Annotated in this window: 15 protein-coding genes; 8 read left to right on the top strand and 7 right to left on the bottom strand. The window is 67.3% G+C overall.

Annotation, left to right across the window (positions count from 1 at the left end; translation table 11 throughout):
- Positions 1–38 precede the first annotated feature (38 nt).
- From ttcA to D7W82_RS06130, 3 genes are read left to right on the top strand one after another with little or no spacing between them, the layout of a single operon-like run.
- Positions 39–896, top strand: coding sequence for a tRNA 2-thiocytidine(32) synthetase TtcA (gene ttcA, locus D7W82_RS06140; protein ID WP_120617435.1), 858 nt, complete (start codon positions 39–41; stop codon positions 894–896).
- A complete protein-coding gene (locus D7W82_RS06135) occupies positions 875–1699 on the top strand; it encodes a tellurite resistance TerB family protein (RefSeq protein ID WP_120617434.1) in 825 nt (274 codons plus the stop codon). The genes ttcA and D7W82_RS06135 overlap by 22 nt, the downstream gene beginning before the upstream one ends.
- Before the next feature lie 12 nt (positions 1700–1711).
- Positions 1712–2536 carry a phosphate/phosphite/phosphonate ABC transporter substrate-binding protein gene (locus D7W82_RS06130; RefSeq protein WP_120617433.1) on the top strand — a complete coding sequence of 275 codons (825 nt, stop codon included), beginning with the start codon at positions 1712–1714 and terminating at the stop codon, positions 2534–2536.
- A 78-nt stretch (positions 2537–2614) separates the two neighbouring features.
- On the opposite strand, the gene D7W82_RS42310 is transcribed toward D7W82_RS06130, so the two are convergent.
- The 6 genes from D7W82_RS42310 to D7W82_RS06100 all read right to left on the bottom strand — a co-directional run bounded on the left by D7W82_RS42310 (position 2615) and on the right by D7W82_RS06100 (position 11544).
- The gene (locus tag D7W82_RS42310) at positions 2615–4348 is read right to left on the bottom strand and encodes a serine/threonine protein kinase (protein ID WP_304988724.1); all 1734 of its coding nucleotides are present in this window, start codon (positions 4346–4348) and stop codon (positions 2615–2617) included.
- A gap of 137 nt (positions 4349–4485) precedes the next feature.
- The gene (locus D7W82_RS06120; protein ID WP_120617432.1) at positions 4486–7485 is read right to left on the bottom strand and encodes a choice-of-anchor D domain-containing protein; all 3000 of its coding nucleotides are present in this window, start codon (positions 7483–7485) and stop codon (positions 4486–4488) included.
- Positions 7486–7722: 237 nt separating this feature from the next.
- Positions 7723–8622: an alpha/beta fold hydrolase gene (locus tag D7W82_RS06115; protein WP_120617431.1), complete on the bottom strand. Its 900-nt coding sequence runs from the start codon at positions 8620–8622 to the stop codon at positions 7723–7725.
- Between the two features lie 53 nt (positions 8623–8675).
- Positions 8676–8867: a hypothetical protein gene (locus D7W82_RS06110; protein WP_120617430.1), complete on the bottom strand. Its 192-nt coding sequence runs from the start codon at positions 8865–8867 to the stop codon at positions 8676–8678.
- Positions 8868–9068: 201 nt separating this feature from the next.
- The gene (locus D7W82_RS06105) at positions 9069–10994 is read right to left on the bottom strand and encodes an AAA domain-containing protein (RefSeq protein ID WP_120617429.1); all 1926 of its coding nucleotides are present in this window, start codon (positions 10992–10994) and stop codon (positions 9069–9071) included.
- Positions 10995–11055: 61 nt separating this feature from the next.
- The gene (locus D7W82_RS06100; RefSeq protein WP_255417093.1) at positions 11056–11544 is read right to left on the bottom strand and encodes a chitosanase; all 489 of its coding nucleotides are present in this window, start codon (positions 11542–11544) and stop codon (positions 11056–11058) included.
- Positions 11545–11999: 455 nt separating this feature from the next.
- Between D7W82_RS06100 and ltrA the strand changes: the two genes are divergently transcribed.
- The 5 genes from ltrA (at position 12000) to D7W82_RS06075 (ending at position 17864) form a co-directional block, all read left to right on the top strand.
- Positions 12000–13310 (top strand): group II intron reverse transcriptase/maturase, encoded by a 1311-nt coding sequence (gene ltrA, locus D7W82_RS06095; protein ID WP_233587332.1) that lies wholly within the window; start codon positions 12000–12002, stop codon positions 13308–13310.
- A gap of 337 nt (positions 13311–13647) precedes the next feature.
- Positions 13648–14490 carry a vWA domain-containing protein gene (locus D7W82_RS06090; protein ID WP_120617469.1) on the top strand — a complete coding sequence of 281 codons (843 nt, stop codon included), beginning with the start codon at positions 13648–13650 and terminating at the stop codon, positions 14488–14490.
- Between the two features lie 7 nt (positions 14491–14497).
- Positions 14498–15259: a hypothetical protein gene (locus tag D7W82_RS39980; protein ID WP_158617599.1), complete on the top strand. Its 762-nt coding sequence runs from the start codon at positions 14498–14500 to the stop codon at positions 15257–15259.
- A 10-nt stretch (positions 15260–15269) separates the two neighbouring features.
- Positions 15270–17540 (top strand): hypothetical protein, encoded by a 2271-nt coding sequence (locus D7W82_RS39975; protein WP_147439238.1) that lies wholly within the window; start codon positions 15270–15272, stop codon positions 17538–17540.
- A 21-nt stretch (positions 17541–17561) separates the two neighbouring features.
- Positions 17562–17864: a hypothetical protein gene (locus D7W82_RS06075; protein WP_120617426.1), complete on the top strand. Its 303-nt coding sequence runs from the start codon at positions 17562–17564 to the stop codon at positions 17862–17864.
- A 334-nt stretch (positions 17865–18198) separates the two neighbouring features.
- On the opposite strand, the gene D7W82_RS06070 is transcribed toward D7W82_RS06075, so the two are convergent.
- Positions 18199–18398, bottom strand: a 200-nt coding sequence (locus D7W82_RS06070; protein ID WP_147439237.1) for a transposase domain-containing protein, incomplete at its 5' end; no start/stop codon positions are given.

Here is an 18398-nt window from a genome sequence, read left to right as displayed (position 1 = left end):
CGCCCCTTTGACGTGTTTTTTCCCGGACCGCCGCTAGGATGGCCCCGCCGATGAACGACGCCCAACGTCTTGAAAAGAGCCTGCTTGGCCACATGGGCCGGGCCATCGCGGACTTCCGCCTCATCGAGGCCGGGGACCGCATCATGGTGGGCGTGTCGGGAGGCAAGGACTCCTACACGATGCTCCACCTGCTGCGCGAGCTGCAGCGGCGAGCCCCCGTGAAGTTCGACTTGCTGGCAGTGAACCTGGACCAGGGCCACCCGGGCTTCCCCGGCCACATCCTGGAGGGCTACTTCCAGAAGGAAGGCTACGCCTACAAGATGCTGAAGGAGGACACCTACAGCATCGTCCTGGAGAAGACCCCGCCCGGGAAGACGCAGTGCTCGGTGTGCTCGCGCCTGCGCCGGGGCATCCTCTACAACGCCGCCGTGCACCTGGGCTGCAACAAGATCGCCCTGGGCCACCACCGCGACGACCTCATCCACACGATGCTCCTGAACATGTTCTTCGCCGGGAGCCTCAAGGCGATGCCGCCGCTCCTGAAGAGCGACGACGGCCGCAACGTGGTCATCCGGCCGCTGTGCTACGCGCCGGAGAAGGAGATCATCCAGTTCGCGCAAGCGAAGCAGTTCCCCATCATCCCCTGCGACCTGTGCGGGTCGCAGGAGAACCTGCAGCGCAAGCGGATGCAGAAGCTGGTGGAGGACCTGGGCAAGGAGATCCCCAACGTCCGCCAGAGCCTGCTCAACGCGATGTCGAACGTGCGCCCCACGCACCTCTTGGACAAGACGCTGAACCCGGACCCGCTGAACGCGACGGAAGACGGGCCCGTGGCCACCCCCCCCACCACCGACACGCAAGGGAGCGCCAGTCCATGGCTCGAGAGCAGGCAGTAAAGGCGCGCAAGGAGCGCAACGCGGCGCTGGTGGAAGCCATGCTGCTGGCCGCGATGGCGGACGGCAGCGTGTCCCAGCGCGAGATGCAGACGTTGCTGGCGCGAGTGCTGGAGCGCCCGGAGTTCGAGGGCACGCAGTCGGGTGAGTTGAACCTGCTGGTGGAGACCAGCGCGGTGCGGCTGGCGGAGGCGCGCAACCTGGAGGAGGTCCTCTCCTCGCTGCGCCGGCGGCTGCCGGACCACAAGAACCGGATGCTGGCCTTCGGCCTGGCGGCGGCGGTGGCGCTGGCGGATCAGCGGGCCACCCGCTCGGAGCTGGGGCTGCTCAAGACGTTCCAGGCGGCGCTGGGCATCTCCGAGGACGAGGTCGCGCAGATCATCGACGTCATCGAGCAGGGGGGCAGCCTGTCGGAGGCGCTGGGCGAGCCCCTGGAGCGGCTGTTCGCGGAGGTGATGGTCCTGGTGCTGGCGGCGGACGGCCAGCTGAAGGAGGCGGAGGCGCGCGCGATGGTGGAGAGCTTCGCGGCGGACCCGCTCTTCCAGAACGTGAGCCCGGAGCGGGCCCAGGGCTTCGTGAGCGAGTCCGTGGCGGCGCTGGCCACGGACGGGCTGCCCCAGCGGCTCCATGTCCTGGCCCACGGGCTGGCCACGCATTCGCAGCGCGTCAAGGCGTACCAGCTGGCCACGAAGATCGCCCATGCGTCCGGGCGGACGAGCACCGCGGAGCAGCGGATCCTGGATCTGCTCCAGGCGACGTTCGGTCTGGCCGACGATGAAGTGGCGCGGTTGGACCAGCAGGGGTAAACCGGGAGTCGTATGACCCCGCACGTCCCCTCAGGTTCGCGGCACTCCTTCCGTTTTGGCCTGCCGCCGTCCCTGGGCAGCGAGACGGCGCGTGATCGTGCGGAACGGCTCGCGTCGTTCCTGCAGCGCGCATTGGGCAAGCTGGTGGAGGTGAACGTCGCCACCAGCTACGAGACGCTGGCCAAGGACCTCTTGTCCGGGCGAGCGGACGCGGCCTGGGCGCCACCCTTCGTCTGCGCGCGCATGGAGGCCATGGGCGTGCGGGTGCTGACGCGCGGGGTGCGCCGGGGCATGTCCAGCTACCGCTCCGCGCTGGTGGGGCGGGCGGGCTCCGGGCTGACCTTGGAGAAGCTGAAGGGCGCCAAGGCGGCGTGGGTGGACCGCGATTCGGTGGCGGGCTACCTCCTGCCCAGCGCGTTCCTGAAGACGCAGGGGCTGGAGCCGTCGCGCGCGTTCGTGTCGCAGCAGTTCACGGGCTCGTACCAGGGCGCGCTGGAGGCGGTGCTGGAGGGCAGGGCGGACGTGACGAGCGTCTTCTGTCCGCCGGCCTCCACGGGGCTCACGTTCACCACGGGCGTGGAGGACGTGCTGGGGCCGGGCATGGGCGCGAAGTTCGAGCTCCTGGCTTACACGGACGAGGCCCCCAACGACGGCGTGCCGGTGGCCATGGGGCTGCCCGCGCCTCTGGTGACGGCGCTGGAGACGGCGCTCCTGGGGCTGCAGTCCACGCCGGACGGGCAGGCGCTGCTGCGCGACATCTTCAACGCGGAGCGCTTCGAAGTGGCCCCGCGCATGGGCTACCGCGCGCTGTACCGCGTGGCCCTGGCGAGCCTGTAACCGGCCGCGAGGCTCCGGCGCCGCGAGGCCTGTAATTGGGCCCGAAAGCCGGGCGGCCGGTCGCGGCGCTCCTGGCGACTACTTGTCGGAGTCGGGTCCGTTGCCGCGAGCAGGGCGCCGGGCGGAGGACACGGAGCCTTCGGTCCGGCCCGTCTTCGCGGGCGCCTTGGCTCCGACGGAGTCTTCCTGTGCACGCACGGCCTTCGCGGCGGAGCGGCTCCCCGTCGCGTCACTGGGGGCCTTCACGGCCTTCGCCGCGGAACGGCTTCCCGTGGAGGCCTCGGGCGGACGGGACGGCTTCGAGCCCTCCGCGCGCACGGCGCCGAACTGGGCGGTGGACGAGCGGCCGGCCTCCGCGCGCACGGCTTCATGCTTCGCGGTGGAGGCGCGAGCCGGGCCCGTGTCTTCACCGCGCACGGCTTCGTGTTTCCCGGTGGAGGCGCGCGCCGGCCCCGCGTCCTCGCCGCGCACGGCATCGAACTTCCCGGTGGAGGCACGCGCCTCGCCGCGCATGGCCTCGTGCTTCGAGGTGGGCCGGCCCGAGTCCTCGTCGTGCAGGGGACGCGTGTCCGCCAGGCTCACGCCCGTGTTCTCCCGCGTCCTCACGGGCCGGGCCTCCGGGCGGCTCAGGCCGGAGTTCTCCTTCGTGCGCGAGGTCCGCTCCGCGGCAGGCCCCACGCCCGAGTCCTCCGGGCGCGCGGCGGCCTTCGTCGACGACTGGCTCACCGACGGCTCCGGCGCACGGGGCGGCGTCTTCGCCGGAGCCTGCGCCTTGGCCGAGGACTGCGTCGTCCCGGAGGCCGGGGCCTTCGCGGATGCGGCACTGCCCGGCCGGGCCATCAGGCGCGGGTCGAAGTAGATCATCGTCGGCTCGGCCGCGAAGCGCTCCTCCTCCAGCTCGTCCGCGTACACGTCCCGCATGAACGCGGCCAGGTGCGCGCTGGTGCCGGACAGCTTCTCCTGCTGGAGGAACTCCTCCAGCGCCAGCTGCAGCTCGCCCGCGGTGGAGAACCGGTCGTCGCGCTTGCGCGCCAGCGCCTTGAAGACGATGGGGTCCAACGACTTCGGGATCCCGGGCACCGCCTCCGACGGCGGGACGATTTTATGACCCACGACGGCCTTGAGCGTGGCCATCTCCGTCTCGCGCTTGAACAGGCGCCCGCCCGTCAGCAGCTCGTAGAACACCGTCCCCAGGCCGAACACGTCCGAGCGCGCATCCAGCGGCTCGCCCCGCGCCTGCTCCGGGGACATGTACGCGTGCTTGCCCTTGATGGTGCCCACCACCGTCTGCGACAGCTTCCCCTGCGCCTTCGCCACGCCGAAGTCGATGAGCTTCACGCCGCCGTTGAAGCCCACCAGCACGTTCTGCGGAGACACGTCCCGGTGGATGAGCGACAGCTTCCGGCCAGACGGGCTGCGCGCGTTGTGCGCCGCATCCAGCCCCGCCGCCGCCTCCGCGATGATCCGGCACCGCAGGCCCAGGGGGAACCCGCCCGGGTGCGCCGACGCGCGCGGCACCAGCGAACCCAGCGGCTCGCCGTGCACGTACTCCATCGCGATGTAGTACTGCCCGTCCACGTCCCCCATCTCGTAGATCTGCGCGATGTTGGGGTGGTTGAGCAGCGCCGCGATGCGCGCCTCATCCAGGAACATCTGGAGGAACTCGTCGTCCTCCGACAGGTGGGGCAACAGCCGCTTCACCACCAGCAGCTTCTGGAACCCTACGGGCCCCTTCTGCCGTGCAAGGTAGACAGCCCCCATGCCGCCGGTGGCCAGCTTGCGCAGCAATTCATAGCGGCCGAACGTTTCCACTCCGGCCGTGACGATAGCCGCGTCAGCGCGGATCTCAAAAGCCCGGGCTTCCGCAAAAACGTGAACCGGGCCGGCCCCCCTCTGGGACCGGCCCGGCCGCGCTGCGTCACGAACCTGTATCGGCTCCGGCTCCCAAGCTACGGCGTCGCGGCGCAGATGCTGCGGTAGCGGATCTCCACGGCCTGGCCCGGGGTGGGCACGGAGCCCGCCGCGAAGATGACCGCGTTGCGGCCCGCGTCGTAGGTCCACTGGTCCGCACCCAGCGTGCGGCCATTCACGCGCACGCTCATCTCCGCGGTGCCGTCCGGCGTCGCGGTGAGGTGGAAGTCCGCCTGCGGCTCACCGGCCTGCTGGATGATGGGGTCCAGGAACCCGCGGTAGTCCCCCTCGCAGATGGAGCCCACGGAGCCGCCCGTGCCCCGGGCCACGGAGGTGAAGCGGTCCGCGCTGGACCCGGCGGTGGAGCAGGACGTCCCGGAGGGGACGAGCGCGTGCAGGTTGCTGCGCTGGGACATGCCCGTGCCCTTCAGCGTCTGGAGGAACTGGATGTAGCTGTCGGGCTCGAAGCCGGAGTGGTCGTCCTCGTCCGCCAGCACCACCACCGCCATGCGGGCCGCGGCGCGGGTGAAGCCCAGGTTGCCGTCGTTGGGCTGCGGGGTGCGGACGTCATCGGCCTGCTCGGACAGCGGGGCGGACAGGCCCTGGCGCATCGTCTCCAGGCCCTGCACCAGGTTGTGGCAGAGGCCCACGTCCAGGTTGGACTGGATGGTGGCCGCCGCGTTGGCGCTGTTGCCGGACACCACGCGGGCGCGGCTGCCGTCCACGGGGAAGAGCCGGCCGGCCTCACCGCCGTTGGCGCCGCCGCCGCACAGCCCCGGGCGCTGCACCAGGCCCGTGCTGGTGACGCCCACGCGCACGTCCACGTTCAGCTCCTTGGCGCGCGCGAGCCAACCGGGAATCGCGTTGCGCAGGCGCTGCTGGTAGGGCTCCATGGTGGTGGTGTTGGAGACCACGAAGAGCACGTCCAACTGGCTGTCGGTGCCCTGCGTGAAGCGGTCCACCTGGATGCCCTCGTGGTTGGTCTCCGCCAGGAGCGGGACGAGGAAGCGGTTCGCCTCCGTGCTCGTCTGGAAGTACAGCGGGCTGTAGTGCTGGCCCAGCACGTTGCGGGCGTAGTCCACCTCCATCTCGAAGCCCTCGCCGGGCTGGAGCGTGATGGGCGCCGTCACCGGCGTGAGCAGGGAGAACTGCTTGGACGTGCCGTTGCCGATGGTGGCGTCCCCCACGGTGAGCGGCGCGCTGCAGCGGTTGGACAGGAACGTCTTGCGCGGCTTCGCCGGGCAGTCGTAGCGGATGGGCCCGAAGTCCACGAAGGACGGCGTGGCCACCAGGCACGACGGGTTGGACACCGCGTGGATGGGCAGCGTCACCGTGGGGTGGGCCGGGTTGTTGACGGTGAGCATCAGCTCGCCGTTGAACTCGCCGCCCGTGGTGGGCGCGCGGAAGGCAATCATGGAGCTGAAGGCCGTGTCGTAGAGCACCACGCCGCCCGTGATGGGACCGCCCGGCATGGTGAACACGCCGCCGCCGTCATTGGACAGGTGCACGTTCTTGATGGCGCACTCGGCCCGGCCCGGGTTGCGGAAGTAGAAGCCCAGCACCGCGCCGCGGCCCGGCACCACGTTGGCGAACTCCAGCGACGGCTGCGGCAACAGCTCGTACACGCAGGGGCCGGACGTGCGGGCGCGGCCCGTCAGGGTGATGGCCCGCTCGGGCGTGAACAGGTCGTTGGACTGCACGTAGAGCGTGGCGGTGAAGGTGCCCTCGTTCCTGGGCTCGAAGTAGACCTTCAGCTCCAGCGCGTCGTCGCCCGGGTTGATTTGAAGGCCGTTGGCCTCCAGCGTGGGCCAGGTGCCGCCCTTCCAGGGGTAGTTCTGCGTGCCGCGCGTGGGCGTGGCCACGTCGAACTGCACCGCGTCGCCGTCCGCGCGCACGCCGGTGAAGGTGAGCGGGCCGTTGCTGCCCGCGTTGGTGATGCGGATGACCTGCTCCACCTTGCCGCCCACCGGCAGCTCGCCGAAGTCCAGCGCCACCGGGGCCACGGCCAGCGTGGGCCGGCCACCGCGCGCATCCAGCATCACGCGCGACTCACGCGCCTTGTCGGACGCGTACGCCACGGTGAGGTTGCCTACGTTGGGGCCGGAGAAGCGCGCGGCGAACTCCATGCGCATCTCCACCACCTCGCCCGGCTGCACCGTGGCGCCCTCCGGCTTGGACAGCGGCGAGAAGGCCCGGTCGCTGGTGGCCAGCGTGGAGATGGTCACCGGGCGCCAGGTGACGTTGCGCGCGCGGGTGAAGGACTCGGTGCGCTCGTGCACCGGAATCTCGTCGAAGGGCACGGGCGCCGGGTCGAACACGAAGGCGCTCGCCACGGAGTTGCCCTTCAGGTCCACCACGGACGGGGTGCACGTCTCGCAGGAGACGACCTCCAGCCGCGCGCCCATCTGCCCCAGCGCGCGGGGCAGGTACTTCGTCTTCACCACCTGCGTGCTGTTGGGCGGCACGGTGATGGTGTCCGCGGTGAACGGATCCGCGCTCTCGCCCGCGACCCTCAGGGTCAGCGGCAGGTCCACCGGGTTGGTGACGGTGACCTCCAGCGTGCGGTCGCTGTCCACCTCCAGCGTCTCGTAGTCCAGCACCGGCGGGTTCACGCCGATGCGCGTGGGCGTGCCCAGGCCCTGCACGGGCAGCTGCTGCAGGGCGCCCACGTTGGCGTCCGTCGTCACGCGCAGCGTCTCCTCCACCGGCCCCTCGGCCAGCGGGTGGAAGCGCACCTTGACGACGTGGGACTCGCCCGGCGGCACGCGGCCTCCGCCGTCCGTCAGCTCCACCTGGTACGACGGGTTGTTGCCAATCCCCAGCGCCTCCAGCGCGGAGAAGGGCACGTAGCCGACGTTGCGGATGCGGACCTCCTTCTCACGCCACTCGCCCACCGGCACCTCGCCGAAGTCGAGCGCGTCCACGTCCAGCACCGCCGTGGCCTGCACCCCGCGCGTCTGGTCCTCCTCGTGACACGCCATCGTCCCTGCCACCAACGACGCCAGCAGGACGAACCGACCCCTCCACCCCATCACCATTGTCCGCTCCCCACCCTTCCCCACCACACGCACACGGATGCCCGGGACACGTGATCCAACTCGGGCTCCCCCTAATCAAGACCCGTGCCGGACAGGGGCGCCGAGCCGCATCCACCGGAAATCAAGGACTTGGCGGACACTTCAGCGACCAAGTGAGCGCTGGAGGGAACCGGGGTGCCCTGGAGGGTGAAAGGTTTTTCCCGACCTTTTGCCAACCCGCACCCCCAACTTTTCAGGTCATGAACTGGACGCTTCTGCCGCCGGGCCGCTGGTATGGCTCGCCACGAAGGCCGCGATCGCGGCGGCGATGGCGGCCGGCTGCTCCAGGTGCACATGGTGGCCGCCTTCGAAGAAGCGGGGCGGGGCGGCCAGCGTTCGCAGGGCGGCCAGCCGCGCCTCCAGCAGCTCCGGGGCGGGGGACAGGCCTTCCGTGCCGCGCAAGAGCTGCACGGGGCAGGTGACGGCGGCCTCCAGCGCCAGCCACTGGGCCTCGTCGAAGCCCTGGCCGAAGCGGCGGCGGTGGCGCGGATCGAAGGTGAAGGCGAAGTCGCCCTCCGGCGTGCGCCGGGTGCCATGGCGCGCGAAGAGCCGCGCCGCGTCCGGGGAGAGGGTGGGGTTCGCCTGCCGCAGGCGCTCCGCGGCGGCCTCCACGGTGGGGTAGCGCTTGCGGTTGGGGGGCCGGCGCGCGTCGTCCAGGAAGCCGCGCAGCCGCTGCACGGCGCCCGTGGGCGGGCCACCCGAAGGCCCCAGGCTCTCGATGAGGGTCAGGCTCTGGACGCGCTCCGGGCGCGCGGCGGCGTACGCGAGCGCGACGATGCCGCCCAGCGAGTGCCCCACCAGGTGCACGGGGGGCAGGGCCAGCCCGTCCAGGGTGGCCTCCACGTCCAGCAGGTGGTCGCTGAAGTGGTACGCGGCGCCGGGGCCCGCGTGGCCGCTCTCGCCCATGCCTCGAAAGTCGAGCAGCACCGTGCGCCAGGCTTCGGGCAGGTGCTCGCAGAGCGGATCAAAGCTGTGGGAATGGTCCAGCCACCCGTGGAGCAGCAGCACGGCGGGGGCGCCCTGGGGGCCACGCTGCCGCACGTGCAGCGGCAGCCCTTCTGCGTCGACGGTGAGGGATTCGAATGCGGCGGCGGGCACGGGTGTCTCCTCGTGCCCTCCGGCTTACTCCGGCCCCCCGGGTGCTGGCGACCCTACGCGACGGTGCTGGTCGACGCCGCCGCCGGGCGCGGCGGACCGCCGGTGTCCGGCTTGCCGAGCACCAGGGCCAGCTGCCGGGCCTGGCTCTCCGTGGCGCAGCGGTACTCCTGGGTCTTGCCGTTGGGCCGGTCGATCCGAATCACCCAGACGTCATTCTCCTTGGTCACCACAGGCGCTTGAGACATGCATTCCCTCCGTGTCCAGAAGAGAAAGCATCCTTCGTGCCGACCTCGCGGAAGGAGCCAAATGCCTGATTTCCGGCCGTCTCCCACGCCCGGCGGCCAGGCAGGTGACAAAATTCGTTCAGCGGGGCGACAAATTTCGGGCGCCCGGGTCGCACTCCTTGCGTAGTCCTCCGGGGCAGCCCTGAGTCGTTGGAATGACAATCATTGTTCAGCGGGGTCCGGCCACTCCCACGCCGAGCGGTAGCCGCCGTCCGTCTGGGTGCCTTCGATGAAGCGCGCGTAGAAGGGGTGGCTGCTGAGGGTGGCGGAGTCGCCCACGACGAACAGGTGCCGGCGGGCGCGGGTGAGGGCCACGTTCATGCGGCGCAGGTCGTTGAGGAAGCCCAGCTGCCCCTCACTGTTGGAGCGGGTCATGCTCACCAGGATGGCGTCCTTCTCCCGGCCCTGGAACGCGTCCACGGTGTCCACCTCCACCTCCGGGTGCACGGCCTCCAGGGCCTCGCGCAGGTGGCGGGCCTGGGCGCTGTACGGGGCGATGACGGCGACCTCGCGTGGAGCCAGTCCCAGGGAGAGGAGCTGACGCACGCGGGCGATGACGTAGGTGGCCTCGCCCGGGTTGAGGAGGGAGTGCGTGGTGGGCTCCACCTCTTCGTCGAAGCCCTTGCCCGCGGTGTCCAGGTAGAGCACCGGCGGCGCGTCCACCTCCGCGCCCGAGCCGGAGTCGAGCACGCTGCTCAGGGTGCGGTCCGCCACGGACGGGTGGGCGCGCAGCTCGCCGCCGTACATCTCCTGGGAGGGGAAGGCCATGATGGCGGCGTTCATCCGGTACTGCTCGCGCAGCATGCGCTTCACGTCGTCGCCGTGGTCCTTGAGCAGGCGCTCGAAGAGGCTTACGCCCAGGCCCGCCTTGGAGGCCTCCTGCGACAGCACGGTGGGCGGCAGCTGCTGAGGGTCTCCGGCGAGCACCACCTTGGGCGCGCGCAGGAAGCCCAAGAGGGCCAGCGGCTCGGTGGCCTGGGTGGCCTCGTCCAACAGGGCGCGGTCGAACTCCTCGCCCGCGAGCACGCCGGAGCCCAGGCTCGCGAGCGTCACGCACACCACGTCCGCGCGGGCGAGCACGGCCTTCACGGCCTTCTTCTCCAGCTTGCGCGCCTCGTCCATCAGGTCCTTGGCCTCGGCCGTGGAGGAGCGGGCGTTGGAGAAGCGCTCGCGGCTGCGGCCCTGGCTGCGCTGCCTGCGCGCGTAGCCGAAGAGGTCGAAGGCCTCGTCGAACAGGTCGCGGCTGACGACGCGGTCCGGGTGCTCCTCCACCACGATGTCCAGCGTGTGCTCCTGCAAGCGGGCGGCGACGCGCGCGGGGTGGCCCACGCGGATGGCGCGCAGGCCCTGCTCCAGGCACAGCTCCAGCAGGTGGTCCACCGCGGCGTTGCTGGCCGCCGTGCACAGCAGGCGCTCGCCGCGCGCGACGGCCTGGGCCGCGACCTCCGCCAGCACGGTGGACTTGCCGGTGCCGGGCGGGCCGTGGACCAGGAAGAAGTCCTCCGCGGCGAGCGCGCGCTTCGCGGCGTCCTGCTGCTCCGGGTTGAGCGGGCGGGTGGGGGTGAAGTCCTTGGTGGTGTCGAAGCGTGGGGGCTCGTTGCCCAGCAGCACCTCGCGCTTGTGGCGCTCCTGGCCCTTGTCCATCGCCTTCACGCGCTGGAGCCCCGCGCGCACGCGCTCATATGTGACGTCGTTGGGGACGACGTCCAGGCGCAGCAGGCCTTCGGACAGGTAGGCGGGCGGCTCGCGGTCGAAGGCCAGCTGGATGCGGGTGGAGGTGGCGCGCGACACGAGCGCCTTCGCCGGGTCCTTCACCTCCGCGCGGCGGGGCAGCACCGCCACCAGGTCGCCGTTGGACACGCGCGTGGGCAGCTTCCCCCGGTCCGCGCGGGCGAGCGTGAGGAGGATGCGGCCACCCAGGCCCACCTCCTCCTCGACGGTCTCCAGGTCCAGCACGGACAGGCCCTGCTCCTCACGCTCGCGCAGGGTGAGCCCTTGCGCGAGCGAGGTAATGCGGGCCTTCTCGGCCTCGCGCTCCTGGGCGAGCAGCGAGCCGAGCTTGTCGAAGAACGAAACGTCACGGGCCATGGCTTGAGGTCATGCCATCCCGGGGCGCCCGCCGTCACGGCCCGTGTGCCGGACCGTCCTGCTACTGGCAGGAATAGGTGTACGAGGACGGCGTGCTCCAGGTGCCGTCCGGGTTGATGTTGCGCACGGTGTAGCCGCTCGCCGGGTAGGTGGTTCCCCAGCAGTCGCGGGCGCGCACGTCGTTGCGCAGGGCGGTGCCCAGGTCCCAGTTGCCCACGCGGCGCTGCTTCTCGTACGCGGCCACGCGGTCCACCGCCTCCACCCAGGTGGAGTCCGCCGCCAGCACGTCGCGGCGCTTCTCCAGGAACTTCTGGAGCCAGGCTGACTCCGTGATGCCGTTGTAGCCAATCACCGGCGCCACCTGTCCGCTGTTGCCCAGGGCCGTGTTCGCCTTGCGGATGAGGTCCTTCATGCCGTCGAAGCCGTGGTTGATGGACGCGTCGTACAGCGCGGCCTTGGTGTGAGTGCGGTGTGCGTCAAGGCAGTTGTGTGATGCCTGGAGGAACTCATGGACCCGTAGGGTGAAAGTCCCGAGGCGGCAACAGGTCAAGGCCGCATAGCTGGGGTGGCGCCGACAGGGGAGATCCCTGCGGTGAAGCCCACCGACAAAGCCCCGTCTCAGCGGGGTGAGCGAGTGCGCGGGCCGTAACGACGCGTGAACGCCCAGTCGAGGCCCCGTCAATTGATGCCACCGGGTGCCGAGCCGCCACAACTACGGCGAAGGCAGCAGGGCGTCCCCGCAGAACGACCGAGGGGGCGCACCACCCGGCGGGGTAGAGGGCGACGGCACGTGCACAAGGACATGAGTGGAAACAGGGAGGGGCTCCTCGCCCCGCGGAGAAAGCCCGCGGAAGCAAGGTAGCCGCGGCGAGCCGACGAGGCGAAGCCCGGCGAAGGCGAGAGCCCGGCGGATGGGGTCGTAGTAGCGCGGAAGCGGGGTAATGCCCGTGGAGCGAAGGACCCCTACCGGAGGCACTCCGAGCAGAGGAGCGAGGCGAGAGCGGGATGACAAAGCCCACCATCAGTCCGCAGGAACTCCGCGCGAGGATAGGCCATCGGGCGAAATCCGCCCCGAAGCATCGCTTCTGGGGATTGTACGTCCACGTCCTCAAACCCGAGCTTCTCGAAGCCGCCTACCTGGAAGCCAAGCGCAACGGCGGGGCTCCCGGGCAAGACGGCATCAGCTTCGAGCACATCGAGGAGGAGGGACGGGCAGGGTTTCTCGGTGCGGTTGCCGAGGAACTCCGCACCGGCACCTACCGCCCCAGACCGTACCGACGAAGAGAGATTCCGAAGGAGGGCGGCAAGGTGCGTGTCATCTCGATTCCAGCGATTCGAGACCGCGTCGTCCAAGGGGCCCTCCGGCTGGTATTGGAGCCAATCTTCGAGGCCGACTTCTCGGGCAGCTCCTTTGGGGCAAGGCCGGGGCGCTCGGCGCATGAAGCCATCGACACCGTGCGGCAGGGGCTGCGACGGCGCAGGCACCACGTCGTGGATGTGGACTTGAAGGCCTACTTCGACAGCATCCGGCACGCGCCGCTGCTGGAGCGGGTGGCCCGAAGAGTCCAGGACGGCGAGGTATTGGCGCTCGTGAACCAGTTCCTGAAGAGCACGGGGGACAGGGGAATCCCGCAGGGCTCGCCCCTGTCTCCGTTGCTGGCCAACATCGCGCTGAACGGCCTTGACCATGCCCTGGACCGAGGACGAGGCTTCCTCAGCTATGCGCGGTACTTGGACGACATGGTGGTGCTCGCCCCCAACTCCGAGAAAGGACGGAGGTGGGCATCCCGGGCGCTGGAGCGCATCCGCCGAGAGGCGGAGGCACTCGGCGTGTCGCTCAATACGGAGAAGACGCGGACGGTGACAATGACCGACCGTGGCGCCTCCTTCGCGTTCCTGGGCTTCGACTTCCGATGGAAGCGGAGCCCGAAGACGGGGACGTGGTACCCGAATACGAATCCTCGACGAAAGAAGGTCACCGAAGTCCTACGCCGCGTGCGCTACGTCCTGCGGGACAGCCGAGCACTCGCGGTGCAGGCAGCCGTGGCGGAGGTGAATGCCATCGTGCGCGGTTGGGTGAACTACTTCCGGTGGGGCAACTCGTACCAAGCGCTCGACAGGGTGAAGCACCACGTTGAGCTCAAGGTGAGGCGGTTCGCGGCGAAGAGAGCGAAGCGAGGGGGATTCGGTTGGAAGCGGTGGAGTAAGGACGTCGTGTACGGCGCCTGGGGGCTCTTCGATGACTACCGGGTGAGGTACTACGCCGTCCTGAAAGCAGGCCTCCCGCCGAGCGGAACCATAACCCTGGTGAGATGACGCCTTCGCGGTGAGCCGGATGCGGGAAACCCGCCTGTCCGGTTCGACGTGGCGGGGACTGGAGACGGAGTGATGGCCCGCTCTACACGGGCACGAAGCTGGAAACGGCGGAAACAGCCAAGAGCAGCCTGCACACCACCGCGCCGGCCCCCGACCCGACCGTGTGAGAGGGTTTAGCCGATGCGCTTCATCTCCTGTACTGCCGGGGTGAGGTTCGGAGCTGGGCCCAGACGGACAGAACCCATCGGCGTCCATTCGGCTCTTGAGGGCTCCATTGATTGATGGGAAATTCACCAGACCGCAGCCGTCTCGGCGGTAAACCTTCATGGGGGTCGTCGTGGCCTACTCGGCAGAAATCAGCAGAAGCAACCCGACGTGCTTGCTGTTCTTGGTAGACCAGTCGGGATCAATGGCTGACCCGTTCGGTGGCAGCGGTGAATCGCAAAAGAAGAAGGCTGATGGCGTTGCGGATGCAACGAACCGACTCCTTCAGAACCTGGTCATCAAGTGCGCAAAGGAGGAGGGCATCCGTGACTACTTTCACGTCGGCGTCCTCGGTTACGGAGCCAGCGTCGGTCCCGCGTTCAGCGGTTCGCTCGCGGGTCGTGACACGGTGCTTATCAGTGAGGTCGGAAACTCGCCCGCTCGGATCGACGAGCGCACCCGCGAGCGCGATGATGGCGCGGGCGGCATTCTGAAGGAGAAGATCCGGTTCCCGATCTGGTTTGAGCCAGTCGCGAATGGCGGCACGCCGATGTGTCATGCAATCACGCGCGCCAAGGAAATTCTGGAAGGATGGCTGCGCCAACACCCCGATGCATTTCCTCCCATCGTTGTGAACATCACCGACGGGGAAGCAACCGACGGTGACCCCACCGCCGTCGCCGAAGCTCTTCGAAAGCTCCGCAGCAGCGACGGAGAGGTTCTCTTCCTTAACGTGCATCTCTCCTCGAAAAGGAGCACGCCGATCGAATTCCCGGACACCGAGGTGGTGCTTCCTGACCAGTTCGCCAAGCTGCTCTTTCAGATGTCGAGCCAACTCACGCCGGGAATGCGCGCCACCGCCGAGCAGGAGGGTATCAAGACATCCGAGGGGACTCGCGGCTTCGTCTTCAACGCGGACATGGTGGCCGTCATCAAGTTCCTGAACATTGGCACGCGCCCCAGCAACCTGCGGTAGGTGACGCATGGGAGTGGAGATCAACGAAGAAGTCTTTTGGGTGCAGAAGGCCGGAAGCTCGGTTGCCGAGTACGAGGACTCGTTTTCTTCGAAGGCACCGGCGCGCAAAACCGGCGAGTCGTTTCGCTTCGCAATCTCTGACGGAGCCACTGAGAGTTCGTTTTCGGGCGTGTGGGCACGACTGCTCGTATCGTTGTTCTCCGAGTCCAATGACACCATGGATGTGCCAAGCCTACTGGCTAGCGCACGCCCTCTATGGGCCGCCGAGGTCGGGCGGAAAGAGCTTCCATGGTACGCGGCAGTCAAGGCCCAGGATGGGGCGTTCGCGTCGTTTCTAAGCCTGCACCTTCGGAATGGTCGCGATGGGCAAGAGCACTCGGCATGGCGCGCCCAAGCAGTCGGAGACTCTTGTCTCGTGCAAGTGCGAGCTGAACGCATCATGTGTCGCTTCCCACTGGAGCATTCATCTGAGTTCGGCTCATCACCCTTCTTGCTTTCGAGCAATCTGGGCGACTCGGTAGCTCTCGAAGCGCACCTCCGCATCGCAGAAGGCACCTGCGAGCCCGGCGATACGCTGTACCTGATGACCGACGCCCTTGCTTGTTGGTTCATGGCAGAAGATGAAGCAGGACGCGCTCCTTGGCGTGTCCTCCGAGACCTGAACACGACGGACCAAGCCGAGGCCTTTGACGCAATGATTGCGCGACTGCGCAGGGATGGCACGCTCAAGAACGACGACTCGACCTTGATGCGGATTGACGTTTTCTAAAGGCTCGTCAATGTCCCTTCCTACCGATAGCGAGTACCAAGAGGCGGTGCAGAACCCAAGCCAGGTATTCAGCGACTCGGACTTGAAGTCCGGGCAGCCCGAACTCACCAGTCCGGCACTTCCATTCCCCAAAGCAAGGTCTGGGAACTTTGCGACAGTATACCGGCTGAACTGCGGCACGCAGTCATGGGCAGTACGCTGCTTCACACGTTCGATCCACCACGACCAGAAGCGGCGTTACGCGGAAATAAGCAGGCATCTCGAAGTCACCAAGCTGCGCTACGCGGTGGGCTTCACATTCATTGAAAAGGGCATTCAGGTGCGGGGCCAGTGGTTGCCCATCCTGAAGATGGAGTGGCTCAACGGCGAGTCTCTTGGCTCGCACATTGAACGGAACCTGCGCTCCCCGAAGGCGTTGCTTGCACTGGCGACCAAGTGGGTCGAAATGATGCGGGCGCTGCGCCAGTCCGGAATCGCCCACGGAGACCTTCAACACGGGAACGTCCTCATCGTCGGCGATGAACTGCGTCTTATCGACTATGACGGTATGTTCGTGCCTTCGTTGGCAGGCTCCACGAGTTACGAGCGTGGACACGACAACTACCAACACCCTAAGCGAGGCGACCTCTTTGGCCCGGACCTCGACAACTTCTCCGCATGGGTCGTCCTCATTTCCATCTTGGCACTCGCAAGCCAGCCGCAGCTCTGGGGACAATTCAAGTGCGGCGACGACTGCCTGCTCTTTCGTAAGCGCGACTTTGCCGAGCCTGAGAAATCGAAGGTACTGCTCACGCTCCTGAACTCCAGAGAGCAAGGTGTTCGATCGCTCACCGCGCTCTTCAAGACGTTGCTCTCTCTCCCTGCTGGTCAGGTTCCCCCGCTTGACGGCAATCTGCTTCAGACCGCAACGCCAACATCTCAGTTGAGCGCCATTCCAAGTTGGGTGGGTGATCATAAGTCCACCCATGCACCAAGGTTTCCAACTGCTCCCTCATCGCAAGCCCCGGTCGGCGCTCCTGCTTCTTGGGTCCTTGACTTCGTTGAGCCCCCCACGAAAGCGTCAGCTCAATTCGTTGGGAGCAAGGCTCGTGAGCAAGTGATAACGGCCTACAGCGTTATTTTTGCGATCGTGATAGGAGTCGGAGTCTTTGGTGCGGCGCTACCTGCACTGACGCTCTTCTTCGTTCCATTTGTCGCGCTCCTTGTTGTGCTTTTTCTTCTCCTTCAGCATTGTCGGGAGCCAGCCGTCCAAGCTCGTGCACAGGCACGGCGCAGTCTTCAGGCAGCGGAGAAAGAGGCGCATAAAGGCGAGTCACTCATTGCGTCGCTCGCGAATGAGTTGAGGCACGTGAAGAGTGAGCTCGCAGCACTGTGCGAGCAATATCGCAAGGTCGAGGAGGCAATCCAGAAGAGGAAAGCCAAGGAACTGGAGCGACATAATGCAAAGTACCAGTCGGAGCGAGCGCAGATTACGCAGAAACAGCGAGCCGCCGACCTTTTTGAGAGTGACCGACTCGGGATAATCCAAAGGGACTCAGGCGCCCGCATCTCTGGCCTGCAGCAGCGGATCGCGGAAGTAACGTTCAGCGAACAATCAGAAATGGACGATGCGCTGCGGGCTCTGCAAAAGCAGTTCATTTCCACTGCACTACATCGAGCAACGCTCGGAAACGCAGACATCCCGGGCGTCAAGGCGGCACTGAAGTACAAGTTGGACATGGCGGGGTTCTACACGGCGGCAAGCATTTCGTCGCCGCACGCGGTGCAGCACGTGCACGGGATCGGTCCCGCCAGAGCGCATGCGCTCTGGGTTTGGCGCCAAGAAGTCGAGCGACAGGCTCGCTCCATGATGCCCACGAAGCTAGATGGGAGCACCACCCAGAACATCCGCAGCAAGTACGCCAAGATCCATGTCGATTTGGAGCTTGAGCTTGACCGTATGTGGCAACAGAACGCGGATGAGGTCAATGATGTTCGAGTTCAGGTAACGCGCGAGCGAGAACGCCTTGCTGTGCTCGAACTCCAAGCCGAAGGGAGTTTGAAAACCGCCGAATTGGCAGTGCGGGATCGATTCGCGCCTGAATTCGCTCAAGCCAAGACGGAGATGGATGCAACCTCCTCAGTTGCACATAAGGCCATCAGTCAGCTTGAGGGCAAGCTGCAAGCGGCTCGCGCCGAAGTCTTTCGCCTCCAGTATCGCCGGGAGGTAATGCGTAGGGGTTTATCATCGTACGATGCGGTGCGCTTTGGGAAGTACATTCGGCGACTGGTCACCCGCTGACGGGTACACCGAGCACTTGCGGTGAGTTACTTCGACTCCTTCTACGTCGCGAGTTGGACGATCAGGATTCGCACCATTCGGCTCAAGATCGAGGTGCACGCCGATAGTATGGCGAGCGTCTTCGTCAACAATCAGTTCGTCGGCCAGCAGCCCTGGGGCGAGCTTGAGGTCAATTCCCAGACCCTTGCTGAGACCATGTACGTCGACAACTCGTACCTGAACCTCGACAGTTGGAACAATTCGGTGCGGTTCGACGTCACAAACTTCGGCGCCTACACGGGACTGGACTACTGCGTCACCGTGCGGGAGTACGCCTGCACGTAGGCGAGCGTCAGCACTGATAATTGTTCACTCCGACCATGCGAGCGGAAGTTGCCGCCACGCCGTAGGCGTCCCGTAATCTTACTATTAGCATGATGTAGTCATAGCCACCCACTGGCTGATGCATCCCCTCATTTTCAGTTCTCCCTCTGAGTTCGCCTGCTCGGCCGCTCACGGGTTCTCCGAGGGGAAACTTCAAATGAGAGATTGCTCAGGTCTCTACCCCCGCCTTGGAATGGGATGCCGCTCTGTTAGTAACCGTCCGGCCAATGACGTGCCGGGAGGCTTGATGACAGACACGGACCGTGCTCGGCGAGCGCCGCGAGGAGTCAGCTGTTCAGGGACTGGGCTGGAGGGGTGACTCGGGCGGGTCAGCAGCGCGTCGCCGCTTCCACTCGTGAGGTAGCAGCTCACCGATGCGCGAGTGCGGGTGCGTCTGCACGCGCAGCAGCATGTCGGCCAGGTACTCCTCGGGATTGACGCCGTTGGCCTCGCAGGTGGCGACGAGGGCATAGAGGCCGGCGAGATTCGCCCCCG

Source organism: Corallococcus sp. CA049B, assembly GCF_003611685.1.
GTDB lineage: Bacteria > Myxococcota > Myxococcia > Myxococcales > Myxococcaceae > Corallococcus > Corallococcus coralloides.
Note: the sequence above shows the minus strand (reverse complement) of the source record. Positions and strands in the feature narration are given on the sequence as shown.